The 25,372-nt window shown below is 66.9% G+C and carries 20 protein-coding genes; 14 read left to right on the top strand and 6 right to left on the bottom strand.

Going from position 1 to position 25,372, the window contains the following annotated elements; all coding sequences use genetic code 11:
• Nucleotides 1–4: 4 nt before the first annotated feature.
• On the bottom strand, nucleotides 5–823 hold the full coding sequence (locus G7Y85_RS11935; RefSeq protein ID WP_366514955.1) for a transporter substrate-binding domain-containing protein: 819 nt from the start codon (nucleotides 821–823) through the stop codon (nucleotides 5–7).
• 70 nt (nucleotides 824–893) lie between these two features.
• Here G7Y85_RS11935 and G7Y85_RS11930 point away from each other — a divergent pair, with 70 nt between their 5' ends.
• The 9 genes from G7Y85_RS11930 to G7Y85_RS11890 all read left to right on the top strand — a co-directional run bounded on the left by G7Y85_RS11930 (nucleotide 894) and on the right by G7Y85_RS11890 (nucleotide 11,751).
• Nucleotides 894–2,102 carry a hydrolase gene (locus G7Y85_RS11930; protein ID WP_166257019.1) on the top strand — a complete coding sequence of 403 codons (1,209 nt, stop codon included), beginning with the start codon at nucleotides 894–896 and terminating at the stop codon, nucleotides 2,100–2,102.
• Nucleotides 2,087–3,115, top strand: a complete 1,029-nt coding sequence (gene astA, locus G7Y85_RS11925) for an arginine N-succinyltransferase (RefSeq protein WP_166257016.1) — start codon at nucleotides 2,087–2,089, stop codon at nucleotides 3,113–3,115. The genes G7Y85_RS11930 and astA overlap by 16 nt, the downstream gene beginning before the upstream one ends.
• A 109-nt stretch (nucleotides 3,116–3,224) precedes the next feature.
• Complete coding sequence (gene astD / locus G7Y85_RS11920) at nucleotides 3,225–4,688, top strand: succinylglutamate-semialdehyde dehydrogenase (protein ID WP_166257097.1); 1,464 nt, start codon at nucleotides 3,225–3,227, stop codon at nucleotides 4,686–4,688.
• Between the two features lie 43 nt (nucleotides 4,689–4,731).
• Complete coding sequence (locus G7Y85_RS11915) at nucleotides 4,732–5,583, top strand: DNA ligase (protein WP_166257013.1); 852 nt, start codon at nucleotides 4,732–4,734, stop codon at nucleotides 5,581–5,583.
• A 382-nt stretch (nucleotides 5,584–5,965) separates the two neighbouring features.
• On the top strand, nucleotides 5,966–6,616 hold the full coding sequence (locus tag G7Y85_RS11910; RefSeq protein ID WP_166257010.1) for a response regulator transcription factor: 651 nt from the start codon (nucleotides 5,966–5,968) through the stop codon (nucleotides 6,614–6,616).
• Nucleotides 6,617–6,681: 65 nt separating this feature from the next.
• Complete coding sequence (locus tag G7Y85_RS11905) at nucleotides 6,682–9,090, top strand: serine/threonine-protein kinase (protein ID WP_166257007.1); 2,409 nt, start codon at nucleotides 6,682–6,684, stop codon at nucleotides 9,088–9,090.
• Nucleotides 9,087–9,806, top strand: a complete 720-nt coding sequence (locus tag G7Y85_RS11900; RefSeq protein ID WP_366514954.1) for a sensor histidine kinase — start codon at nucleotides 9,087–9,089, stop codon at nucleotides 9,804–9,806. Before G7Y85_RS11905 ends, G7Y85_RS11900 begins: the two co-directional genes overlap by 4 nt.
• A 68-nt stretch (nucleotides 9,807–9,874) precedes the next feature.
• Entirely contained in the window at nucleotides 9,875–11,230 is a 1,356-nt protein-coding gene (gene astB / locus G7Y85_RS11895) for an N-succinylarginine dihydrolase (RefSeq protein ID WP_166257004.1), read from the top strand.
• Between the two features lie 56 nt (nucleotides 11,231–11,286).
• A complete protein-coding gene (locus G7Y85_RS11890; RefSeq protein WP_166257001.1) occupies nucleotides 11,287–11,751 on the top strand; it encodes a GNAT family N-acetyltransferase in 465 nt (154 codons plus the stop codon).
• 26 nt (nucleotides 11,752–11,777) lie between these two features.
• On the opposite strand, the gene G7Y85_RS11885 is transcribed toward G7Y85_RS11890, so the two are convergent.
• Complete coding sequence (locus tag G7Y85_RS11885) at nucleotides 11,778–12,359, bottom strand: rhomboid family intramembrane serine protease (RefSeq protein WP_174839763.1); 582 nt, start codon at nucleotides 12,357–12,359, stop codon at nucleotides 11,778–11,780.
• Nucleotides 12,360–12,475: 116 nt separating this feature from the next.
• Here G7Y85_RS11885 and G7Y85_RS11880 point away from each other — a divergent pair, with 116 nt between their 5' ends.
• The 4 genes from G7Y85_RS11880 to G7Y85_RS11865 all read left to right on the top strand — a co-directional run bounded on the left by G7Y85_RS11880 (nucleotide 12,476) and on the right by G7Y85_RS11865 (nucleotide 19,402).
• Nucleotides 12,476–13,663 carry an acetyl-CoA C-acyltransferase family protein gene (locus tag G7Y85_RS11880; protein WP_166256998.1) on the top strand — a complete coding sequence of 396 codons (1,188 nt, stop codon included), beginning with the start codon at nucleotides 12,476–12,478 and terminating at the stop codon, nucleotides 13,661–13,663.
• A gap of 168 nt (nucleotides 13,664–13,831) precedes the next feature.
• Nucleotides 13,832–15,499 carry an AAA family ATPase gene (locus tag G7Y85_RS11875; protein ID WP_166256995.1) on the top strand — a complete coding sequence of 556 codons (1,668 nt, stop codon included), beginning with the start codon at nucleotides 13,832–13,834 and terminating at the stop codon, nucleotides 15,497–15,499.
• Nucleotides 15,496–16,275: a general secretion pathway protein GspB gene (locus tag G7Y85_RS11870; protein ID WP_166256992.1), complete on the top strand. Its 780-nt coding sequence runs from the start codon at nucleotides 15,496–15,498 to the stop codon at nucleotides 16,273–16,275. Before G7Y85_RS11875 ends, G7Y85_RS11870 begins: the two co-directional genes overlap by 4 nt.
• A 199-nt stretch (nucleotides 16,276–16,474) precedes the next feature.
• Entirely contained in the window at nucleotides 16,475–19,402 is a 2,928-nt protein-coding gene (locus G7Y85_RS11865; protein WP_166256989.1) for an Ig-like domain-containing protein, read from the top strand.
• 101 nt (nucleotides 19,403–19,503) lie between these two features.
• On the opposite strand, the gene G7Y85_RS11860 is transcribed toward G7Y85_RS11865, so the two are convergent.
• From G7Y85_RS11860 to G7Y85_RS11850, 3 genes are all read right to left on the bottom strand, one after another.
• The gene (locus G7Y85_RS11860; protein ID WP_166256985.1) at nucleotides 19,504–20,724 is read right to left on the bottom strand and encodes an acetylornithine/succinyldiaminopimelate transaminase; all 1,221 of its coding nucleotides are present in this window, start codon (nucleotides 20,722–20,724) and stop codon (nucleotides 19,504–19,506) included.
• Between the two features lie 256 nt (nucleotides 20,725–20,980).
• Nucleotides 20,981–22,195: a tetratricopeptide repeat protein gene (locus tag G7Y85_RS11855; RefSeq protein ID WP_241696128.1), complete on the bottom strand. Its 1,215-nt coding sequence runs from the start codon at nucleotides 22,193–22,195 to the stop codon at nucleotides 20,981–20,983.
• A gap of 155 nt (nucleotides 22,196–22,350) precedes the next feature.
• Nucleotides 22,351–23,592, bottom strand: a complete 1,242-nt coding sequence (locus G7Y85_RS11850) for an NAD(P)/FAD-dependent oxidoreductase (protein WP_166256982.1) — start codon at nucleotides 23,590–23,592, stop codon at nucleotides 22,351–22,353.
• A 227-nt stretch (nucleotides 23,593–23,819) separates the two neighbouring features.
• On the opposite strand from G7Y85_RS11850, the gene G7Y85_RS11845 reads away from it, so the two are divergent.
• A complete protein-coding gene (locus G7Y85_RS11845; protein WP_166256979.1) occupies nucleotides 23,820–24,527 on the top strand; it encodes an energy transducer TonB in 708 nt (235 codons plus the stop codon).
• A 7-nt stretch (nucleotides 24,528–24,534) separates the two neighbouring features.
• On the opposite strand, the gene G7Y85_RS11840 is transcribed toward G7Y85_RS11845, so the two are convergent.
• Nucleotides 24,535–25,350 (bottom strand): crotonase/enoyl-CoA hydratase family protein, encoded by an 816-nt coding sequence (locus G7Y85_RS11840; RefSeq protein WP_166256976.1) that lies wholly within the window; start codon nucleotides 25,348–25,350, stop codon nucleotides 24,535–24,537.
• Nucleotides 25,351–25,372 lie beyond the last annotated feature (22 nt).

The raw sequence follows: 25,372 nt of genomic DNA, 5'->3' as shown, positions 1-25,372 counted from the left end.
GCAATCAACCGCCGCCGACATTCTTCAGCCAGGCCGTGCCCTCGAACCACTTGCCGTACAGCGCGTCGTAGCTGCCGTCGGCGCGGATCACGCGCAGGAAATTGTTGAGCCAGTTCATGAAATCGGGATCGCCCTTGCGGATCGCCCAGCCCAGCGGCTCCTGCGTGAACGTCTCCTTGAGCAGGCCGACCTGCCCCGGATAGCGAGCAACGAACACGGCATTGAACGGCAGGTCGTAAACGAAGGCATCGGCGCGGCCGTTGCGCACTTCCAGCGTCGCTTCGGCCTCGCTCTCGAAAGCCTTGATCTTCGCCTTGGCGAAATACTTGCGCGCGGCGATGTCGCCGGTGGTGCCGAGCTTGGTGGCAATCGTGTATTTCGGATCGTCGAGCTGTTCACGCTCGGTGATCGTGCCGATCAGGCCCTTGCGGATCAGTACGGTCTGGCCGATGACGATGTAGGGATCGGCGAAATTGACCTGCAGATTGCGTTCCGGCGTGATCGTCATGCCGCCCATCAGGATGTCGAACTTGTCGGTCATCAGGGCCGGGATGATGCCGTCCCATTGCGTGTTGACCAGGGTCATCTTCACGCCCATGTAACGCGCCATGAGCCGCGCCAGATCGACATCGAAGCCGACGATGTTGCCGTTGCGGTCGCGCATCTCGAACGGCATGTAGCCGGCTTCGACACCGACCCGCAGCTCGCCGCGCCTGAGGATCTGGTTCAGCGTCGAATGCTCCCAGAGCGCCTGATCGGACGCCCGGGCCGACGGCAGCACGATCAGCAACAGCGCGGCGAGCAAATAACGCGGATGTCTCACGGGATTTTCCTCAGGCGCCGTTCGGCAGCCTACCTAGAATGGAGTCATTACAGCAGATCGGATTCGCGACGTGCGAGACGCTTACATCCCGCATCTGGAGTGGACAGTGGCGCAGGCGTCGGCGCTGCGCGACGAACTCGTGCAGCTCGCCAATCTCAACTCCGGCAGTTTCAACGTCGCCGGCGTGCGCGCGGTCGCCGAGCGAATCGCGCCGCGCTTCGAGGCGCTCGGTGCGCAGGCGCAGTGGTTCGAGCTGCCCGCGCACCGGTCCAGCGCCGACGACGGCACGCTGCGCGAGCGCGCGATCGGGCCGGCCCTGCGTCTGCGGCAGCGGCCCGAGGCACCGCTGCAGATCTTCCTCGGCGGGCACCTCGACACCGTCTACGCCGCGGACGGCCCGTTCCAGACCGCCACGTTCAGCGACGACGACAGCCTGCACGGCCCCGGCGTCGCCGATCTCAAGGGCGGCCTGCTGGTGATGTGGCTGGCGCTGGCGACGCTGGAGCGCAGTCCCTGGCGCGAGCGCATCGGCTGGGAGGTGCTGCTGAATCCGGACGAAGAGATCGGCTCGCAGGGCTCGGCACCGCTGCTCGCCGAAGCCGCGCAGCGCAATCGCTTCGGTCTGGTGTTCGAACCATCGTTCGCGGACGGCAATCTGGCCGGCGCGCGCAAGGGCAGCGGCAACTTCGACATCCTGATCCACGGTCGCGCAGCGCACGCCGGCCGCAACCCGGAACAGGGACGCAACGCGATCGTCGCCGCATCGCGGGTGATCACCGCGATCCACGCGCTGCAACGTGACGGCGTTACCGTCAATCCCGGCTATGTCCGCGGCGGTGGCGCCCTCAATGTCGTGCCCGAGTTCTGTCTGTTCAAATTCAATGTCCGCACCCGGCACGCCAGCGACGAGCAATGGCTGCGCGAGGCGCTCGACCGGATTTTCCGGGCACACGGCGGCGACGGCATCGTGTTCGAACTGCGCGGCGGCTTCACGCGGCCGCCCAAGCCCTTGAACGAAGCCCAGCACCGACTCATGGACTGGATGCTCGACTGCGGTCGCGCACTGGAACTGCCATTCGAGTTCAAGGCGACCGGCGGCTGCTGCGATGGCAACAATCTCGCCGCGCACGGCCTGCCCAATCTCGACAACCTCGGCGTCGTCGGCCGTGACATCCACTCCGAACGCGAAACCATGCGCTGGTCCAGCCTCGCCGAACGCGCGCGCCTGTCGGCCCTGCTGCTGATGCGCGTCGCCAGCGGCGAATGGAGCTGGACGTGAATCGCGTACGGCCGATCGCCGCCGGCGATCTCGATGCGCTGCTCGATCTTGCGCGCGGCGCCGGCACCGGCTTCACGTCGCTGCCGCCGGTGCGCGAGGTACTGGAACGGAAGATCGCGCGTTCGCTGGCCTCGTTCGGCGAGGACGTGAAGCGGCCGGGCCCCGAACGCTACATGTTCGTGCTGGAGGACATGACGAGCCGCACGATGCTCGGCTGCTGCGCGATCGAAGCGGCCTGCGGGCTCGAAGAACCGTTCTACAGCTACCACGTCGGACTGACCGTACAGGCCAGTCCGGCGCTGGACGTCTACAAGCGCCTGCCGACGCTGTATCTGTCGAACGACCTGACCGGCGCTTCGATGCTCTGCTCGCTCTACCTGAATCGCGATGCGCGCCAGGGCGGCAACGGCGCGATGTTGTCGAAATCGCGCTTCCTGTTCATGGCGGCATTCCCGCAGCGCTTCGCCGACAAGGTCATTGCCGAGATGCGCGGCGTTTCCGACGAAAACGGGCGCTCGCCGTTCTGGGAGGGCCTCGGCCGGCATTTCTTCGACATCGAATACGGCGCCGCCGAGCACGTCGTCGGTCAGGGCAACAAGGCGGTGATCGCCGAGCTGATGCCCAAGCACCCGATCTATACCGTCCTGCTGCCGGCCGAGGCGCAGGCGGTTCTGGGGCAGGTCCATCCGGAAACGGCACCGGCGTTGCGCTTCCTCGAACAGGAGCGCTTCCGTTACCAGGGTTATATCGACATCTTCGACGGCGGACCGTCCGTCGAGGCACCGCTGCGTGCCATCCGTTCGGTGCGCCGCTCGCTGTTGCTGCCGGCAATCATCGAGGACGGCCGCCTGTCCGACACGCGCCCCTTGCTGATCGCCAACGAACAGCTCGCGGACTATCGCTGCACGATGGCCGAGGCCCGCTCCGGTCGCGACGGCGTACAGGTGTCGCCGGCGGTAGCGGCGGCGCTGCAGATCAGCGACGGTGAAACCGTGCGGGTCTGTCCGCTGTGAGCAAGCGACTGCCATGCCGGATCAGAGGTCGGGCATGCACGCTGCCGCGATCGACGACGAACTTGATCGCGGCAGCGCTTCGTCGTCGCGGGAATCAGACGTGGAACCCATGATGCAGACCACCGGACTACTTCTCGTCAATGGGCGCTGGCGCGACGGCGGTGGCAGCACCTTCGACAGCATCGATCCCGCGAGCGGCGATTCGCTGTGGCAGGGCAAGGCCGCCAATCGCGAGGACGTGCACGAAGCGTTCACGGCGGCGCGGGCCGCGTTCGACGACTGGAGCGACCGCGCACACGGCGAGCGCGAAGCGCTGCTGCGCGCCTATGCACGGACGCTCGAACAGCGCAAGGAAGCCCTGGCCGCGCTGATCGCCCGCGAAGTCGGCAAACCGCTGTGGGAAGCGCGCACCGAAGTCGCGGCGATGATCGGCAAGATCGAGCTGTCGATCCGCGCCTACGGCCTGCGCACCGGCAGCACGGAAGCCGCCGGCGGCCACGTGCTGCGTCACAAGCCGCACGGAGTGGTCGCGGTATTCGGGCCGTACAATTTTCCCGGCCATCTGCCGAACGGGCACATCGTGCCGGCCCTGCTCGCCGGCAACTGCGTGCTGTTCAAGCCCAGCGAACAGACGCCCGCCGTCGGCGAGGCGATGGTCGCGTGCTGGCAGGCGGCCGGGCTTCCGGCTGCCGTGCTGCAGCTGCTGCAGGGCGAACGGGCGACCGGCGAAGCGCTGGCCGCACACCAGGAACTCGACGGCCTGTTCTTCACCGGCAGCTCGCGTACCGGCGCGATCCTGCACCGGCAGTTCGCCGGCATGAGCGAGAAAATCCTCGCGCTCGAACTCGGCGGCAACAATCCGCTGATCGTGCGGCCGGTCGAAAACCTCGACGCCGCGATTCACGACGTCGTGCAATCGGCGTTCCTGACCTCCGGCCAGCGCTGCACCTGTGCGCGCCGCCTGATCGTGCCCGACGACGCGTTCGGCAGACGCTTCGTCGCACGTCTGAGTGAAGTCGTCGAGCATCTGCGCATCGGCGCCTGGAACGACGAGCCGCAGCCCTTCATGGGCCCGGTGATCAGCGCCGCCGTCGCGCGTCAGCTGCTCGATACGCAGGCTGGACTGATCGGCCTCGGCGCGAAAGTCGTGCTGCCGATGCGTACGCTCGAACGCGGCGCGGCCTTCGTCACACCCGGGCTGCTCGATGCCAGCGATTGTGAAATGCCCGACGAAGAGCACTTCGGACCGCTGCTGAAGATCATTCGCGTCGCCTCGCTGGCCGACGCCATCACCGTCGCCAATCGCACACGCTATGGCCTGTCGGCCGGCTTCATCGGTGACGACGAGGCCGAATACCGGCAGTACTGGCGCCGCTCACGTGCCGGCATCGTCAACTGGAACCGCCCCACCACCGGCGCCAGCGGTGCGTTTCCGTTCGGCGGCATCGGCGCCAGCGGCAATCATCGCGCGAGCGCGTTCTACGCCGCCGACTACTGCGCGTATCCGGTTGCCAGCGGTGAAAGCGCGCATCCGCAACTGCCGGAAAAACTTGCGCCGGGTCTCAATCTGTAGCGCCGAGACCACTTAGGCTGGGACGCAGACATCGGAGACCACGATGCTGCGAAGATTCCGAATCGCGATGTTCCTGATCGGCGCCCTGCCCGCTCTCGCGGTCCATGCTGCCGATCCGCCGCCCCTGATGCTGGCCGACGTCTACCACGTCGGCGACGCCATCGATCTGTCGGCTTACTGGGTCAGCGAGAAGTTCGACGGCGTACGTGGTTACTGGGACGGACGACGCCTGTGGACGCGCGGCGGCACGCCGGTATCGGCACCGGCATGGTTCACGACCGGCTGGCCGGCCGTGCCGCTCGACGGCGAACTCTGGGCCGGACGCGGCCGCTTCGAACAGGCCTCGTCGACGGTGCGCAGCGAGACGCCGGACGACGCGGCCTGGCGACAGATGCATCTGATGGTGTTCGACCTGCCGGCGCACGGCGGCAGCTTCGACACGCGCCTCGCCGCCTTGCGCGCCTTGTTCTCCAGTGCGATGCCCGCGACGCTGCGCCTCGTCGAACAGACGCATGTCGCCTCGCCGGCCGCCTTGCTCGCGCGGCGCGATGCCATCGTCGCCGCCGGTGGCGAGGGCCTGGTCCTGCATCGCGGCGCCTCCTTTTATCGCGCCGAGCGCAACGACGATCTGCTCAAGTTCAAGCCGCACGACGATGCCGAGGCGCGAGTCGTCGGCTACACGCCGGGCAAGGGCAAGTACACGGGCATGGTCGGAGCGCTGGAAGTCGAACGCGCCGACGGTCTGCGCTTCCGCATCGGCTCGGGACTGTCGGATGCCGACCGGCGGACACCACCGCCGGTCGGCACCACGATCACCTATACCTACAACGGCTTGACCGCCAACGGCGTGCCGCGCTTCGCACGTTACCTTCGCGTGCGAACGGACTTGCCGTGAACGGCGCAACCGTGACATCCGCCAGGCTCAGGGAAAGCCTGCGAGACGCAATGGCCTGCTTCGCGTCGGCGAGTGCATTTGCCATCGCCCCCGCGGCGTCACCGATCAGCTGCCCGTAGACCGCACGGTATGCGTCCTCGCTGCTCGGCGTAACAGGCGGGCCGATCGCCATCGCCACCTGCCCGAGCGGACCGTCGAACACTTTGCCGATTCAGGTCTTGCCGCCGAGAGCGCGGCGAGCATGGGCTCCGGGCCTGGCTGCGGTAATAACCTGTTGAGGGGGCAAGGGCTTGACGCTGTGCATGGCGCCCAAGCAGGCTGCGACCCCTGCGGCCCGACATCCGCATCGGCGTGCGCGACGCATTCGGGGGAATGAGGCAAGATGAATCGGGGATTGGTGGTGGAGGACCAGCCGGCCTTGACGCGCTGGCTGGGCGAAACCCTGGCGGATGCCTTTCCCGGCGTCGAGGTGCGGACGGCCGACACGCTCGCTTCCGCGCGCGCCAGCATCACCTCGCAAGCCCCCGACATCGCGCTCGTCGATCTCGGCCTGCCGGACGGCTCCGGCATCGACCTGATCGCCGAACTCGCCGCCTCGCATCCGGGCTGCCACTGCATCGTCACCACCATCTACGCGGATGACCAGCATCTGTTTCCGGCCTTGCGCGCCGGCGCCGCCGGTTATCTGCTGAAGGACCAGCCGCGCGATCGCACGGTCGCGGCACTGCGCGGCATCGCCGCCGGCGAACCGCCGCTGTCGGCGTCGATCGCGCGTCGCCTGCTGCGCGTGTTCGGCGATGAAAAGACCGCGCGTGCGACAGCCGAAGCGCCGAAGCTGACGCCGCGCGAGCGCGAGACGCTGACGCTGATCGCCAAGGGCTTCAAGATTGCGGAAGTCGCCGAAACGCTCGGCGTCACACGCAACACCGCGCACGAGTTCGTCAAGAACGTCTATCGCAAGCTGAAGATCGGCTGCCGCGCCGAAGCCGCGGTGGAAGCGACGCGGCTCGGCCTGATCAATCCACACCTGTAGCGACAAAACGACGCATTGCCGCGAACCGCGGACTTTCTGCATCATCGAACGGGTTCGGGGGAGCCATGAGCGAGACACTGCCGGCACGACTGGGGCCGTACCGCATCCTGCGCCTGCTTGGCGAAGGCAGCAGCGGGCGCGTCTATCTGGCCGAACAGGACGAGCCGCGACGCGAAGTCGCGCTCAAGGTGTTGCGCAACACGGCATTGTCCGGCGACGCGCGACTGCGCTTTGCCCGCGAGGCGGAACTGCTCGCGCAGCTCGAACACCCGGGCATCGCCCGTGTCTACGCGGCCGGCGTGATCGACACCGACACCGGCCCACTGCCCTATCTGGCGCTGGAATATGTGCACGGCGTCGAGCTGCTCGAGTACGCGCGGCGCCATGCGCTGGATCTGGCCGCCAAGCTGGCGCTGGTCGCGGCAATCTGCCGCGCCGTGCACTACGCACACGCGCGCGGCATCGTTCATCGCGATCTGAAGCCGGCCAACATTCTCGTCGACGCCGACGGCCAGCCGCATATCCTCGACTTCGGCATCGCCCACGTCGCACAGGATCGCTTCGCGACGATGACGATCGCCGGCCAGGTGCTCGGCACGGTGCCGTACATGAGCGCCGAACAACTCGCCGGCCGCGTCGGCGCCAGCGACCCGCGTTGCGACGTTTATTCGCTGGGTGTCATCGCCTATGAACTGATCTGCGGGCAGCTGCCGTATCCCGGGCTGTCGACGTCGACGGTCATCGAAGCGATCGCGATCATTCGCAGCGGCCGCATCGAGAAGCTGTCGAAACTCGCACCGCAGGCCCGTGGCGACGTCGAAACCGTGGTCATGAAGGCGATGGCGCAGGAGGCGCCGCGCCGTTACGGTTCGGCCGCGGAACTGGCGGCCGACTTCGAACGCTATCTGCAGCACCAGCCGATCGAGGCGCGCCCGCCGACGGCCCGCTATCTGCTCGGACTGTTCGTGCGACGCCATCGCGCGGTATCGGCCGCGATCGCGGTGGCGATACTGGCACTGGTCGGCGCCGCGGTGATCTCGCTGAACTACGCCATTTCCGAAGCGCGCGCGCACGCGATCGCCGACCAGCGCGCCGCCGAATTCGCCGCCGTCAACCGCTTCCTCAACGAAATGCTGGTGTCGGCGGACCCGGCGCATACGCGCGGCCGGGACGTGACGGTCGCCGAAACCCTGGATGCCGCGCGCCTGCAGCTGCCGAACGATCACTCGCTGACGCCCGAAGCCGGTGCCGCGCTGGCGGCGACGCTGTCGAACACCTATGCCGCGCTCGGCGACGTCGACACCGCGCTGAAGCTCGCCCGCGACGCACGCATCGAAAGCGAAAAGGCGCTCGGCCCCGGCAGCGAAGCGGCGATTCGCCTGCGGCTCGCCGAAGCCAGCGCCCTGCACACTGCCGGCGATCTGAAAGCGGGCAATGCGCTGCTGGCACCGCTGATCGATCAGCCGACGCCGGCCGGCGAAGACCCGCGCCTGCGCTTCCAGGTCCGTCTCGAATACGCGACCGCACTGCTTTACATGGGCGAGCACGAGCTCGCGCTGCAGGCACTCGAAAAGCTCGACAAGGATGCAACGGCAAGGCTGGGCGCCAGCGACAGCACGACGCTCGAAGTGGCGCAGGGTTACACCTCGATCCTGTTCAACACGGGCCGCTACGAGCAGGCGATCGCCGGCTTCCGCGAACTGATCGGCCGCGAAACCGCGGCACTCGGCGCGGATCATCCGATGACCCTGCTGACACGCATGGACTACGCCGATCGCCTGCGACAGCTGGCGCGCTACGACGAGGCGGAAAAGCAGATCCGCAGCGTCATCGCCGATCGCACCCGCGTGTCCGGCCCGACACACTACTGGACGCTGCTGTCGAACTACGTGCTGTGCAACGTGCTCGATCAGGCCGGTCACCCGCAGCAGGCGGAGGCGCCGATCGGCCCGGTCGTCGACGGCCTGCGCAGCAGCCTCGGCGACCGCAGTTCCGATACGCTGAACGCCATGTTTCTGCAGGCCAACATCGAACGTCACCTCGGCCACTACGCGCTCGCCGAGCGCCAATATCGCGACGTCATCGCCCTGCGCGCACAGTCGGACTCGGCGACGCATCCGGAATCGCTGTTTCCGGTCGAAGGCCTGGCGCTGACCCTGATCGAAACCGGCCGCAGCGACGAAGCCCTGCGCCTGCTGCAGGACGCCCTGCCGAAGGCCGACGGCCGCAGTGAACACAATGTTCTCTATGGCCGCCTGCTCGGCAGCTACGCTTACGCGCAAATGCGCAAGGGCCGCTGGCAGGACGCGCGCGTGTCACTGGAAAAATCGGCGGCGATCGTCGGCCCGCCGACGCTCGATCTGCATCATCCGGTCGTGCAGACGGTCTACGCGCGCCTGCTGACGGTCTATCGTCAGCTCGGCCTCACGCAGGAAGCAGACCGCCTCGCGCCCAAGGTCGATCCGTCGCCGTGACCCCGATCCTGTCGCTGCTGGCCATCGCCCTGCTGATCGCGCTCGGCGGCGCGCTGCTGCTGCTGCGCCGCGAACGCCGTCATTCCGAACGACTCGCGCGCGAATTGGGCGGCAAGCTCGCACTGGCGCGCTCTGCAGCGGCGGCCGACGAGCGCCGTCGCCTGCTTGCCGACCTGCATGACGACATCGGCGCCAAGCTGACGACACTGGTTCATGCGCTCGACAACCCCGCGCACGCCGACCTGATCCGTGCCGTCGTCCAGGATTTCCGCGACATCGTCTCGCGCACGCAGCAGGATGCCTGCACGCTGCTCGAAGCGCTGGGCCAGATGCGCGAGGAAACCGAGCAGCGACTCGATGCGGTGGACAGTGTGCTCGACTGGCAGCAGGCCGCCGACCTCCCCGATCCGGCGCTCGACGAAGCGCAGGTCCTGCACCTGTTCCGCATCGGCCGCGAGACCGTGACCAATGCGCTGCGTCACGGCCACGCGCGCCACATCCGCGTCCGCGTCCGTGCCGTCGCCGATCATCTGCTGCTTGATTTCACCGACGACGGTCCGGGCCTGCGGCCCAGCATCCCGGAGGCCGGCCTTGGTCGTGGCACCAGCAGCATGCGCAGCCGCGCCGAGCAGCTCAGCGGCACGATCGACTGGGCGCCGGGCACGCTCGGCGGCACCAAGGTCATCCTCGAATTTCCGCTGCCGCGGCAGACCTGAAGGAAACCCTTCAGGTCACGGTCGGGCGGGCTGCCTACAATCGCTGCTTTCCAGATCGCGGATCGCCGATGGCCAGTTCAGCACTCGCGCATGCCGTTGAAGCCAATTTCGACGGACTTGTCGGACCAACGCACAACTATGCCGGCCTTGCCTTCGGCAATGTCGCGTCCGCAAAAAACGCCGACCAGCCCTCCAATCCGCGTCTTGCAGCCCTGCAGGGCATCGCCAAGATGCGCGCGCTCGCTGAACTCGGGCTTGCCCAGGGTGTGCTCGCCCCGCACGAGCGGCCGCATGTGCCGACACTGCGACGACTCGGCTTTTCCGGCAGCGATGCCCAGATCCTGCAGGCGGCGCGCAGACGCGCGCCGCAACTGCTCGCGATCGCCAGTTCCGCGTCGGCGATGTGGACCGCGAATGCGGCCACGGTTTCGCCGAGCGCCGACTGCGAAGACGGCCGCGTGCACTTCACGCCGGCCAATCTGTGCATGAACCTGCATCGCGTGATCGAAGCCGCGACGACCTCGCGCCTGCTGCGCGCCGTGTTCGCCGACGCGCGCTGCTTCGTCCACCACGCACCGCTGCCGTCAACACCGGCGCTCGGTGACGAAGGCGCCGCCAATCACACTCGCCTGTGCAGCGACTACGGCGACGCCGGTCTGGAGCTGTTCGTCTACGGACGCGGCAATGCCGACGAGACCGCGCCCGCACGATTTCCGGCACGTCAGACGCGCCTCGCCAGCGAGGCGGTGGCGCGCCTGCACGGCCTGCGCGACGCGCATACCTGCTTCACGCGGCAGCAAGCGGCCGCGGTCGATCAGGGCGTGTTTCACAACGATGTGATCGCGGTCGGCAATCGCGAGGTTCTGCTGCATCATGAACAGGCCTTCGCCGATGCCCAGGCCCTGCGTGCCTGGATCTGCACGCACCTGCACGGCGAACGGCGGCCGGTCTTCGTTGAAGTGCCGGAGGCCGAGGTGTCGCTTGCCGACGCCGTGGCGTCCTACCTGTTCAATTCGCAGCTGATCTGCACCGCGGACGGCACCATGCGCCTGATCGTCGCACAGGAAAGCCGCGAACACGCCGGCGTCTGGCGCACGATCCAGCGCATCATCGCCGACGAAGGCAATCCGATCGCCGCAGTCGATGTCTTCGACCTGCGCCAGTCGATGCGCAACGGCGGCGGACCGGCCTGCCTGCGCCTGCGCGTGGTACTCAACCCGGCCGAGCAGGCGGCGGTCAATCCGCTGTGCTGGATCGACGCCGCGCAGGCCGAACGGCTGTCGCAGTGGGTTTCACGTCATTATCGCGATCGGCTGTCGCTCGACGATCTGGCCGATCCGAAACTGCTCGACGAATCGCGCACCGCGCTCGATGCGTTGACGGGCCTGCTCGGGCTCGGCAGCGTCTACGATTTCCAGCGCTAGGCGACGCCATCGGCGTTGACAGGCCCTGGTCCACCTTCACCGTTTCCGCGATCCCCATGCAACTGAACCTCGGCTGGCAGTGGTACACGTGGTCCGAGCTCGATGCGCCCACGCTCTATGACCTGCTCCGGCTGCGTGTCGATGTCTTCGTCGTCGAACAGAAATGTGCGTACCCGGAGCTCGACGGACTCGACGCGCAATGCGATCACCTGCTGGTGCGCGATCATGCCGGCATGCTGATCGGCTATCTGCGGCTGTTGCCGCCGGGCCTGAAGTCGCCATTGCCGACACTCGGCCGCCTGATCGTGGCCGAAGCCGCACGCGGTCAGGGCATTGCCCGGGCGCTGGCGCAGGAAGGCGTGCGCGGCTGTCAGCTCCGCTATCCGGAGCACGACATCCACATCTCGGCGCAGCAGCACCTGGAAGCGTTCTACCAGTCACTCGGTTTTGCCGTGGTCTCGACGCCCTACCTGGACGACGGCATCTGGCATGTCGACATGCGCAAGGTCTGGCAGCGCTGAGGGCCGTCGCGCGGGGCCTGAAACCTTCAGCGTCGCGACGACCGCGGCCGCCACGTGCGCATCAGCAGAAAGCCGCCGACCAGTCCGCCGAGATGGGCGAAGTGCGCGACGCCGGACATCGAGCCGGTGACGCCGGCGTACAGCTCGAACGCCGCGTAAAGCACGACGAACAGCGGCGCCGGCAGCGGGATCGGCGGAAACAGCAGGATGATGACGCGCTTCGGAAACAGCATCGCGAACGCGACCATCACGCCGAACAGCGCACCGGACGCCCCGACCACCGGATGCGCGTCGTGCAGCAGGGCGCTGACCGCGAGCTGCGCAAGGGCGGCCGTCACCATGCTCAGGGCGTAGAGCGTCGCAAAGCGGAGCCGGCCGAGCGCGGCTTCGACGTCGCGACCGAACACGAACAGGCCCAGCATGTTGGCCGCCAGATGCATGGGACTGCCATGCAGGAAGGCGCTGCTGAGGATCTGCCAGGGCGCGAAACCGGCGCCGATCGGCCACAACGCGTAGCGCTGCACCATCGAACTGCCGATCAGCAGTTCCAGGCCGAAGATCGCGACGTTGGCGAACAGCAGCGTGTAGGTCAGTGGCGAACGTTTCATGTCGGTCCGGTTCAGGGCGCGTCGCGGCATTGTACGAGGCGCATCGACCACGGCCACGGCAGAAAACGCCGAAGCACCGCAAAATAGCGGGCTGAGCAAACCACAGGAGCAGGATGATGAGTCAGCGTGAAGTGCTGGTGGTCGGTGCCGCCCGGACCGCGGTCGGCAGTTTTGGCGGCAGCCTCAAGGACGTGCCGTTGACGACACTGGCGACGACCGCCGTCAAGGCGGCGCTCGAACGCTCGGGCGCGCCCGCTGCCGAGATCGGCCATGTGGTGATGGGCAACGTCATTCCGACCGACACGCGCGATGCATATCTGTCGCGCGTCGCGACGATCGAAGCCGGCATGCCGCAGGAAACGCCCGCGTTCAACGTCAACCGCCTGTGCGGCTCGGGCCTGCAGGCCATCGTGTCGGCGGCGCAGGCGATCCTGCTCGGCGATGCCGATCTGGCGATCGGCGCCGGCGCCGAATCCATGAGCCGCGGCCCGTACATCATGCCGGCCGGTCGTTGGGGCGCGCGGCTCGGCGACACGCAGATGATCGATTACATGAACGGCATCCTGCACGATCCGTTCGGCCGCTTTCACATGGGCGTGACCGCCGAGAACGTCGCCGAGCGTTACGGCATCAGCCGGCAGATGCAGGACGAACTCGCCGCCGAAAGCCAGCAGCGCGCAGCGCGCGCGATCGCCGAAGGCCGCTTCAAGAGCCAGATCGTGCCGGTCGAACTGAAGACACGCAAAGGCACGGTCCTGTTCGACACCGACGAGAACGTGCGCAGCGATACCAGCGTCGACAAACTCGCCGCGATGAAACCGGTGTTCAAGAAGGACGGACAGGTCACCGCCGGCAACGCCTCCAGCCTCAACGACGGCGCCGCCGCGCTGGTACTCGCCGAAGCCGGCAAGGCGCGCACGCTGGGGCTCAAGCCGCTCGCGCGTCTGGTTGCGTACAGCCACGCCGGCGTCGATCCGGCGTACATGGGGATCGGTCCGGTCCCCGCGACGCGCCTGGTTCTGAAGCGCGCCGGTCTCGCACTCGATGCGATCGACGTGATCGAAGCCAATGAAGCCTTCGCCGCGCAGGCCTGCGCGGTCAGCAAGGAACTCGGCTTCGATCCCGCCAAGGTCAATCCGAACGGCTCCGGCATCTCGATCGGTCATCCGGTCGGCGCGACCGGCGCGATGATCGCGACCAAGGCGATCCACGAGCTGCAGCGCATCGGCGGCCGCTATGCACTGGTGACGATGTGCATCGGCGGCGGTCAGGGCATCGCCGCGATCTTCGAACGCATCGCCTGAGCCGACGCCGCAACGGCGTCCGTCATCCCGCGGTACGGTGATGACGGACGCCGTTTTCGTTTCCCGCTTCGCCATCAATGACGCTTTCGTCGCGCGGCGTGAATCAGGCGAAGCATCACGCACGTATACTGCCCGTCCACTTGGCCGACCGGGCGGACGCGCACACGCATGTACATCGAGTTCTTCCAGCTGAAGGAGATGCCGTTCTCGATCACGCCGGACCCGGCGTATCTGTACATGTCGCCGCGCCATCAGGAGGCGCTTGGTCATCTGCTGTACGGCACCGGCCAGTACGGCGGCTTCGTGCAGCTGACCGGCGAAGTCGGGACCGGCAAGACCACCATCGTTCGCACGCTGCTCGAACAGCAGCTCGACAAGGTCGATGTCGCGTTCATCCACAATCCGCGCCAGAACGAGCAAGAATTCGTGCAGACCATCTGCGACGAGCTCGGCGTCAGCTATGCCCGTGACGATCGTTCACTGAAAGGTCTGATCGATGCGCTCAACGAGCATCTGCTGCGCGTGCACGCCGAAGGCCGGCGCACGGTGGTGATCATCGACGAGGCCCAGAATCTGGAACGTGGCGTGCTCGAACAGGTCCGCCTGCTGACCAATCTGGAGACAGCCAAGGAAAAGCTGCTGCGCATCATGCTGATCGGCCAACCGGAGTTGTCGGCGCTGCTGGCGCGTCCCGACCTGCGCCAGCTCGCCAGCCGCATTACCGCGCGCTTCCATCTGACGCCGCTCGGCGCGCGCGAAACCGCCGAATACATCGAACACCGCCTGCGCGTAGCCGGCGCGCACGGCGAGATCTTCACGCCGGCCGCGATCGCCGACGTACACCGCTACACCAAGGGCGTGCCGCGGCTGATCAACATCGTCTGCGACCGGGCGCTGCTCGGCGCGTACGCACAGAACGCACGACGCATCTCGCCGGAAATCGTGCGCAAGGCGGCCAAGGAAGCGATCGGCCAGCTGCCGGACGAATTCGATCCGCATGCCCGTCGTCGCTGGCGCCTCATCGAACTCGGCTGGGGCGGCGCACTGCTGGTCAGCCTCGCCCTGCTGGTCTGGAGTTTCACGCGCCACGACGCCGCCACGCCGGCGAAAGCAACGACGCCGAGCACCGCGACAACCGCACCCGCAGCCACTGCGGCCGCGCCCGCCGCGACGCCGGCGCCCGCTGCGGCTGCGGCCGCGCCGGTTGCGGACCCGGTCGCCGACACGCGGGCGCTGGAAGAGACCGCCGAAGCGCTCGGCCCCGTGATGAGCCGCCTGATCCGCTTGTGGGACGACCAGCTGGTCATTCCGCACGGCCAGAACGTATGTGCGGCGCTGGAGCACGCCAGGCTGGAGTGCTATCGCAGCCAGGGCAGCTGGGCGGATCTCGGCCAGATGAACCGGCCGGCGTTGCTGACGCTGAACCTGCCCGAGCAGGGCAAGCAGTATTTCCTGCTGACCGGCCTCGACACGAACAGCGCCAGCTTCTCGACCGCGCTCGGACCGGTGCGCGTGCCGCTGGCCTCGCTCGACGGCGTGTGGACCGGCGAGTTCCTGCTGCTGTGGCGACGCGGCACCGAGCAGACCTATATCGCGCAGCAGACCCGCGGTGCCTCGATTCCGTATGTCTGGCAACGTCTCGCGGCACTCGACGACATCACGCCACCGGCGCCGCTGCCAAGCCGTTTCGACCGGCGCCTGGGACAGGCGCTGACCGCGTTCCAGCAGTCGCGCGGCCTGGTGGCGGACGGCGTCGCCGGCATCCGTACGCTGATCGCGCTGGGTGATGGCCTGCCACACACACCGACGCTCGGCGACACCGGGGCGTCTCCATGAGCTACATCCTCGAAGCGCTGCGCCGAGCCGAGCGCGAGCGCGACACCGGCAAAGCCCCCTCGGTCGAATCACTGAGCCGCAGCGCATCGGCCGCGCCGCCCTCGCGCGTGCCCCTGAACGTCTGGATTCTCGCGATCAGCACCGCTGTCGTCGCAATCGCCGCGCTGACGATCCTGCTGTGGCCGGCTTCGCACGACAGGCCGGCGGCGGTGGCAAGCACGCAGCCGGCAAACCCGTCGACGCTCGAAACAGCGGCGGCGGCAGCGCCGATCGCACCGGTCGCACCGGCAGCGGCGACCGAGCACGACGCCGTGCCGCCGCCGCCGGCCGCCATCGAGGATCGCGACGCCGTCGACAATCTCGACGAGCTGACCGGCGAATCGGCAAATGACACGGCAGTCGCGCCGCCTGCCACGCAGGATCTTGCGGCAGCCGGCACCGAGCCCGACAGCGATGCGCCCGCCGCCGGTGTCCCGGCCGCGGCAGCGGCGGTCCCGCCGGCCAGCAACGACGTCACGGACCACGGCACCATCGTCGTGCCGGCCGGCGTCACCGTGCTGCGCGACATGCCGGCGAGCTATCGCGAGCAGTTTCCGGTGCGCGCACTCGACGTGCACGTCTACGACCCGGACCCGGCGAAACGCTGGGTGATGATCGACGCCAGGCGCTACCGCGAAGGCGACACGCTCGCCAGCGGGCCGCAAATCGTGCAGATCATCGAAAGCGGCGTGATCTTCGACTATCAGGGCGCGCACGTCCTGTTGCCGGTGCGCTGATTCGGAGCGCGGAAAGTACGGCGATTCTTGAAGAATCGCGCTCAAATGCGTGCGAATGCGCAAATTTCCGACAAGCTAAAAGCTCGGAATATTCTTACTATTTCGGTATCGGTCCGCGATCCGGGGCCAGAAATTTGTTCCGCATGTGCGGGAGCGGTCCGGAACACCGGCCGCGACGGTGATCAGGGAGAGTTTTGCGATGAAACGTTATGGTCTGCTGAGCGTGCTTGCCGCGCTCGTCCTTACCGCTTGCGGCAACGGCAGCGTCAAGAGTCCGGACTTCGAGCCGCAGCTGCTGAATCTCGCGGTCACGCCGGCAAGCCAGTCGGTCGGCACCGGCGAGACCCGACAGTTCACCGCGATGGGCACGTTCAGCGTCCAGCCCGGCGCGCCGGCCGACACCCCGCACGACATCACGGACAGCGTCAGCTGGTCGTCGTCCGATCCCTCGGTCGCATCGATTGATTCCAAGACCGGGGTCGCAACCGGCGTCGGCCAGGGCACCACCACCATCACCGCGTCGCGCGACGGCATCAACGCGACTGCCACGCTGACCGGCGAAGGCATCGTCCTGCGCTCGATCACGGTCACCCCGCCGCAAGGTGCGACCACGGTGGGCGGCACGCCTGTGCAGTACGTCGCCCAGGGCGTGTACAGCAACAGCCCGACGCCGCAGGACATCACCGACGCGGTCATCAGCTGGACGATTGCCGACACCACGATCGGCAGCATCGCCCCGTCGACCGGCAAAACGGTCAAGGTGACCGGTCTGCGCTCCGGTCTGACGACGGTCACGGCCAGCGCCAAGGGCATCGACGGCACCGCCCAGTTCGGCGTCGGCCAGCTGACGTCGGTCGCCATCAGCCCGAAGACCGCGTCCAGCCCGCTGGGTCGCGCCTTCCAGTTCCAGGCAATCGGCACCTACTCGCTGCAGACCGGCTCGTCGCAGACCTTCACGCTGCCGATCCCGGCCAGCTGGACCGCGGTCAACGCCACCGGCAATACCGGCGATGCACCGACGCTCGATACCGCCTGCGACGGGCAGACCTCGACCAGCTGCAAGGTCACCGGTCACTCCCAGGGTGACGTCGACATCAAGGCGACGGTCGTCGATGGCGCTGCCGGCACCTTCACCGACACTGCGGTCCTGACGGTCACCGAACCGGTGCTGGATTCCGTGCAGATCACGCCGGACCCGATCGACGTGAGCCCGCGCACGACGCCGGACAATGTCGATCTGCCGCTGGGTGCCAGCCAGGACTTCTTCCCGCTGTACTACTACACCGACGCGCCCGGCGTGCCGGTTGTCGCACCGCGCACGGCTGCCGACAAGGTGGTCTGGTCGACCAGCGACGCCACCACGGTCGGCATTACGGCCAAGGCCGACAACAGCATCACCGCCACGGCGAAAAAGCAGGGCACCGCAAATGTCGTCGCCACCGCCGGCAGCATCAGCGACTCGGTCGCGGTGAAGGTCGGCCCCGCCGCCATCACGCAGTTGCTCAGCGTGCGCCCGGCCAAGGCCTATGTCGGCGTCGGCCGCCAAGTCGAATTCACCGCTGTCGGCCTGTACAGCACCGGTGAAACCAAGGATATCGCCGATGGCGGCGTGACCTGGTCGAGCTCTGACCCGTCAATCGCCAGTATCGATGCGACGACCGGTGTCGCCACTGCCGGGGCCAACGCCAGCGCGACCGGTGTCACCATCACCGCAACGCTGAACAGCGATACGACGCAGCATGCAACCGCGACCCTGATCGTCACGCCGGAAGCCTGCGCGACGCCGCTGCTTGCCGCTGATGGTGCGACCGCCACGGAAGGTCCTGCCGTCGGCGTCTGTCTGCTGTGCGGCGTGACCGGCGCAGACAACGTCATCGATGCGGATCTCGCCAGCGTCGGCGTCATCACGGTCGGGGTCGGTGCGCTGAATGCATCGCGTTCGATCGACGTCACCGCTGCCGCGAGCGGCGCGCCGTACGCCGTGCCGTTTGCGGCCGGCTCACGGCCGGCGTTCATCATTGCCAACGCCAATGGTCCGCTGGTATTGGCGGAAGTCGCCTCGCAGATCCAGCTGAGCACCCTGCTCAATGGCGCCGTGCAGGAGTCGACCGACAATCCGGTCACGCCGCTGCGTCTTGATCTGCTGGGCGCCGAACTGATCAGCCTCAACAAGACCCAGGGCCTGGTGTCGTTCGCGACCTCGCTGCCGTACGACGGCGTTCGCATTCAGCTGAAGAGCGGTCTGGCGACGGCGCTGAGCACGGTCGAAGTCGGGGCAGCCTGCGGCACCAGCCTGCTGCCGGTCCAGCCGGCGAGCGGCATCAGCTCGCTGGAAACGGCGGGCGTGGCGTCGACGGACGAGCCGAGCATCGAGGTCGGCGCCAGCCTGACGCTGGTGGCTCATGACTTCACCGATCCGAGCCAGTCGCTCAATTCCGACGACGTGAGCTGGACGAGCGGCAATACCGCGCTGGCAACCGTCAGCCCGACCGGTGTCGTCACCGGCGTCGGCGCGGGCGAGGTTGTCATCACCGGCACGCTGAAGAACACCTCGGCCTGCGGCACGCATTGCAGCGCGAGCCGGACGATCAAGGTGAGCTCGGCGATCTGCGAGGTGCCGTTGCAGATGTCGCAGGGCGCGACCGTCGATTCCCTGTTCTCCGGTCTGTGCCTGCTGTGCTCGACCAGCAACCTGAACAACGTGATCGACGCACAGCCGCAGACCTACGGCCAGGTGTATCTGCCGGTGGGCCTGCTCAACGCCGCGGTGACGGTCACGGCGACGGCCAAGCCGCCTTACGCTCCGTTCACGGCGGGTCCGACAACCGGCTTCGTGGTGGCTTCGGAGAACGGCGCGCTGCTGACGGCCGAGATCGGCAACCAGATCGTCGTCCGCACCCTGAGCGGCGGCACACCGACCGGCGACGCCAGCAACACCGCAGCGACACCGCTGCGGCTCGACCTGCTGGGCACGTCGCTGACCGGCGCACTCGGCACCACGGCGCAACCGCTGTTCATCTCGACGACCAAGAGCTTCGACGCGGTGCAGATCACGTTCAACTCCGGTCTGGCGACGGCGCTGAGCAGCTACCGCCTGTATGCCGCTTGCGGCAAGGGTCCGCAGTAGGAAGCCTGGCAAGCCCCGGCTCCATTGCGGAGCCGGGGCGCAGCACGAAAAAGGGCGGCCAGATGGCCGCCCTTTTTCTTTGCCGCAACGGCAGGGTCAGTTCAGCTCGATGGCGCTGCCGCCAGCAACGCCAGCACGCGATCCAGACGCTGCAATCCGTCGTCGATGTCGGTCTGCGTGATGTTCAGCGCCGGCGCGAAGCGCAGCACGTCCGGACCCGCCACCAGCAGCCACAGCCCCTCCGCGAGCGCCGCGTTGACGATCGCCTTGGCCTTGCCCCTCCAGCTGTCGGCAACGGTGACGCCAACCAGCAGGCCGTTGCCGCGTGGCGGCCCGAACAGACCGTGACGCGTCGACAGTTCCGCCAGCCCGCCCTTCAGTTGCTGCGAGCGTGCCTGCACATTGGCGATCAGCTCCGGCTTGCAGACCTCTTCCAGCACCGCGCCGGCGACCGCACAGGCCAGCGGATTGCCGCCATAGGTCGAGCCATGCGTACCGAACGCCAGCGCCTTGGCGATTTCCGCCGTGGTCAGCATCGCACCGATCGGAAAGCCGCCGCCGAGACCCTTGGCCGTCGTCATCACGTCAGGCGTCACGCCGAGCTGTTCATATGCATACAGGGTGCCGGTGCGGCCATTGCCGGTCTGCACCTCGTCGAACACCAGCAGCGCCTTGTGCTTGTCGCACAGCGCGCGTGCCGCCTGCGCGAATTCCGGCGTCGCCGGAATCAGGCCGCCCTCGCCCTGGATCGGCTCCATGACAACGGCACAGACCTGGTCATTCATCGCCGCTTCGAGCGCCGCAACATCATTGAACGGCAGGTGCTGGATACCGCCTGGCAAGGGTTCGAATCCCTGCGTGTACTTCGGCTGGCCACCGACGCAGACCGTGAACAGCGTACGGCCGTGGAAGGCATTGTCGAAGGCAATGATCGTGTGCTTCTGCGGCCCGAAGTTGGTGCTGCCCCAGCGACGCGCGAGCTTGAACGCGGCTTCGTTGGCCTCGCCTCCGGAATTGCAGAAGAACACGCGTTCGGCGAACGTCAGTTCGGTGAGGCGCTGCGCAAGCTTGAGCGCCGGCTCGTTGGTGACGACGTTCGACAGGTGCCAGAGCTTCTGCGCCTGCTCGTCGAGCGCCTTGATCATCACCGGATTGGCGTGGCCGAGCACGGTCACCGCAATGCCACCGGCAAAGTCGACGTACTCTCGCCCCTGCTGATCCCACCAGCGCGACCCCAGGCCGCGCACCGGAATGACATCGGCAGGCGAATAGTTGGGAACCATGACCTCGTCAAAGGTCTGGCGCGTGACGGACGTGGACATCTCAAAGCCTCAGCGTCTCTTACGGTGACGCAACCGTGGGATTAACGAAAAAATCCCGCGCGGCGGCGGGATCGCTCTGCACACGCAGGCGCGTGGCAGGCGTCAGTATAACAACGCCGGCGTCGGGGGTCGGCGCAGCGCCACGATGACGGGCCCGATGCGGGCGGCGTGGCGAGTCGACTCCGGATCGAGGCCTGCCCGACCCGACAAAAAAGGCGCGCCATCCGGCGCGCCTTTTGGTTGCAGCCAGCCCCGCTCAGTGCTGACGCAGCATCAGGATGTAGAGACGCGCCAGCTCGATCGAGCCATCCGGCGTCTGCACGGTACGCAAGGTCTTCGCCGCCGCGTCCTTCTGCCCGGCCATCATCTGCGCATAGCCGAGATGCAGCTTGGCCTCATCCGGCTTCTTCAGCGCATCCTTCTTGATGCCCTGCTCGATCAGCTTGACGCCATTGGCGGCATCGCCATAGCCGACATGATTGAGACCGGCATTGACCAGCGCATCACCGCTGGCCTGCGTGGCCGCTTCCTTGTCGCCTGCCGCCAGCGCCGGCTTGTCTTCGGCGACCTTCTTGTCGACCAGATCCTTGAGGCGCTTGTGGCGCGCCGCATCCGGGCCGGTGCCCAGCAGCTTCTTGTCATAGCCCAGATTGACGTACTGCTGTGCCTCGCCCGGGAATCCGGCCTGCAGGGCGAGCTGCGCCGCTTCCATGAAATCTTCGGTCTTGAGCATCGTGTCGGTCGCCTTCTTCAGGCGATAGGTGTCGAGCGTCAGACGCGGCGAGAAGCCGGGCTTGTTCGCGGTACGCGTGATCAGATCGAGCCAGTAGTTCGGCTTCGGGTAATAGGCAACGAGCTTTTCCAGCGCCGCGATGTAGCCGGCGTTGTCCTTCTTCTTGACTGCGATCGACGCCAGCATCTCGAGCTGGGTTTCGGTCGGCTTCTGCCCGGCCTTTTCCAACGTCGCCAGCTGTGCGTTCAGCTCTTCCTGGGCACCACCGAGATCGTTGGCCAGGTACAGTGTCTGCGGCAGCAGGCCGAGCGTCTGTGCGCTGGTGCCGCCGGCCGCGCGATACTTCCTGATGAGTTCGGCGGACTTCGTGTAGTTCTTGCCGGCGTAAGCCAGCTTCGCCATCACGTCGTAGGTCTGCAGCTTTTCGCCGGCCGGAAACTTCGGCGACGCCATCGCCGCCTCGTAGGCCTTGATCGCGGTCGCTTCATCACCGGCACCGGTCGCCGCAGCGGCGCGCATGCGATCGATGATGTAGCTCTCGTACGGCGTCAGTCCGCCGACCTTTTCAGCGGCGTCGACGTCAGCCAGCGCCTCGCGATAATTCTTGGACTTCAGTGCGGTCTGCGCATTCTGAAGAGGCTCGCCGACTTGGGGACGCAACGCGTCTTCGGCAAAGCTGGCCGTCGTGCCGAGCAGCAGTGCGGCACCGGCCAGAAGCGGAATCAGGGAAATACGCATCAGCAATGGACCTCGTTTTCTTGGGGAAAAAGACAGCAGCACGAATAATGCCGGTCATTTCCTGATCCGTGAAGCCCGGAAATCTCCGGCTGTCTGTCCGCTGAAGGAGCAGCAGCCGGAGACCACCGCCGGTCGGCGGCGGGCGTCCGATCGTCTCAGGCCGGCGTTTGCAGCAATGTTTTCAGCACGAATCCCTCGTCCGCAAGCTGCGCGGCATCGACCTTGACGCGATCGGCGACCAGCTTTTTGGCGATCATGAATTCCTGCGGGCGGTTCACCGCGTCGGCGGAAATGACGACGCCATCCTTCAGATAGAACGCCGAAAACGCCTCGCTGTTGATGTCGCCGCGAATGATGATCTGCTCGTAGCCCTGCGACAGACCGACCATCTGCAGCTTGAGGTCGTACTGGTCGGACCAGAACCACGGCACGGCGCTGTACGGCACCGGCTTGCCGAGAATCGCGGCAGCGGTCACGCGCGCCTGCTCGATCGCATTGGGCACCGATTCGAGCCGCATGCTGCGACCGAAGAACGCGTTCTCGCTCTGTGCACAGTCGCCGATCGCGTAAATGTCGGGATCGGCGGTCTGCGTATGCAGGTTGACGACGATGCCGTTGGAAATCGTCAGGCCGGCCGCTTCGGCGATTTCGGTATTGGGGATCAGGCCGATACCGGCAATGACGATGTCGGATTCGATGCGGGTGCCGTCGGCGAGCACCACGGCATCGACGAGCGCATCGCCTTCGAAGGCATGCACACCGACACCGGTCTTCAGATCGACGCCGCGGCTGCGGTGCACGCGCTCGTAGAACGCCGAGATCTCCGGGGCGGTGACGCGCGCAAGCACGCGCGGCAAGGCTTCGACGACGGTGACCTTGAGTCCTTTCTTGATGCCGACCGAAGCCGCTTCCAGGCCGATGTAGCCGCCGCCGATGATGACCAGGCGCTTGCCGGCCTCGAACTGCTCCTTGAGCTTCAGGATGTCGGCGATGGTGCGCACGTAATGAACATTGGGATGATCGGCGCCGGGCAGCGACAGCCGCCGTGGTCGGCCGCCGGTGGCGAGCACCAGCTTGCCGTATTCCATGGTCGTGCCGTCATAAAGCCGCGCGGTACGGGTCTCGCGGTCGATGCTCTCGACGCCGGTGCCGAACATGCATTCGATGTTGTGCTTGTCGAACACCGACTGCGGTTTGATGAACAGCGATTCCAGCGTCGCCTCGCCCGACAGAAAGGTCTTCGACAGCGGCGGCCGCCGGTACGGCACATACGGCTCTTCGCCGACCAGCACGATACGGCCGGTGTAGCCCTGCTGCCGCAGTCCGGACGCCAGATCACCGCCCGCCTGCCCTGCGCCGACGATCAGGACGTCGGCTTTCGTTGTGTTGTTGGTCATCGTTCCTGCCAATTAGAAGTACGGACCCGTCTTGTAATGAGCGGGTGTTTCGACATGCGGCTGCACTGCCGCCCGCGGCCCCGTCGCCACCGGAAGCGCCTATTGTCTCGCGTTAGCACCCGCGAGGTACAGCCGTCGGACGGAGTCGCGACGGAATCGGCCGCGGCATCGTGGCGCGACGCTTGCTAGTTCCATGGCAGCGTCAAGGACGGCGCGGGTGGTTTCGAATGCGCAATTCCAGTGCACAGCCGGACAACGGGCATGTCGCAGGCGGGCAAGTCCGCAGCGCGCAGACGCGCGGCTGGGCGTTCGCGCTGACCGTGCTGCTGCACACCGGCCTGCTCGCCACGTTGCTGACGCAGGCGCAGACCCCGGCGCGACACGCAGTCACGGCGCAACGCCCGCTGGTCTTCGTGCAATTGCCGTCGGCGATCGTGCAGGCGGAGCGGTCCACGGCACGCCCGAAGCGGACGAGAGCGCAGGCGACACCCACGAAACGGCGCAGACCGGTCGTCGCAAGCAAGCCGTCCGCAGCGGCGGCGCCCGCCACGGCGATTGATTCCGGTGCCGACAGCCAGGCGTCCACCCCGGCACCGGTCGCCGCGCCACCAATGGACGCAGATCCGGGCGTGCCGCCCCCGACCGCCTATCTGATGCGCATCACGCGCATCATCAGCTTCGAGCAGAAATATCCGTGGAGCGCGCGACAATACGACCAGCAGGGTGACGTCATCGTGCGCATGCATCTTGCCCGCGACGGCCGGGTGCTGAGCGTGCGGCTGATCCGCAGCTCGGGGTATGCGTCACTCGATGACGAGGCGCGCGACGTGATCCTGCGCATCGGCCGCTTCCCGCCGTTTCCGTTCGATTACCTGCCGCAGGTTGCCGAGTTCGACATCGATCAGCCGGTCACCTTCCGGCACTACCTCAACTGAGGCGCGGTCAGCGGTCGATGCGGCGCGCCGCAAACGGCATGTCGGCCTTGCGCTGATTGCGGGCGACGGCAATTTTCTGGTTGCGCTTGTTGATGATGCGACGCTGATAGCGGCGCTCCAGTGCCAGCGCGCGGTGCTCGCTTCCGACCCAACTCCGCTGCATGAGAAACTTGCCGGCGGCGATCGCGTCCGGCGAGCGGATCGCGATTTCGGCAGCCAGAGCGCGCGCCGCCAGCACGGGATCGTCGGCCAGATGCGTGACCAGCCCGAGCGCATGGGCTTCGGCGCCGCTGAACACGCGGCCTGTCATCGTCAACTCCTTGGCCCGATCGATCGGCAGCAGCTCGCGCAGCAAGACCATGCCGCCCATGTCCGGAATCAGGCCCCACTTGCTCTCCATGATCGACAGCTGCGCATCGCTGCGCGCGATGCGGATGTCGGCGCCGAGCGCGAGCTGTATACCGGCGCCGAAACAGTTGCCGTGTACCGCGGCAATCACCGGAAACGGCAGCTTGCGCCATCCCAGACTGAAACGCTGGAAGGCATTGGCAAACGGCCACCAGAGCTTCAGGTAGAGGACAAAGGCCTGCCGCGGGTTCGACATCACCGACTTCAAGTCCAGGCCCGCGCAGAACGACGGTCCTTCGCCATGCAGTACGGCGCAGCGCACATCGCGACGTGCGCGCAACAGCTTCTGTGCGGCGAGCATGGCCTTGATCATCGGAAAGTCCATGCCGTTGTGCCGGGCGGCGCGTGTCATCGCGACCTGGGCGATGCCGTCCTCGATCGTGACGCGGATGCGGTCGAAAAATTCGTATGGCATGACGGGCTCGGGCAACGCGGAC

Origin of the sequence: Solimonas terrae, from assembly GCF_011067135.1 — a bacterium.
In the GTDB taxonomy this organism is placed as follows: domain Bacteria; phylum Pseudomonadota; class Gammaproteobacteria; order Nevskiales; family Nevskiaceae; genus Solimonas; species Solimonas terrae.
Note: the sequence above shows the minus strand (reverse complement) of the source record. Positions and strands in the feature narration are given on the sequence as shown.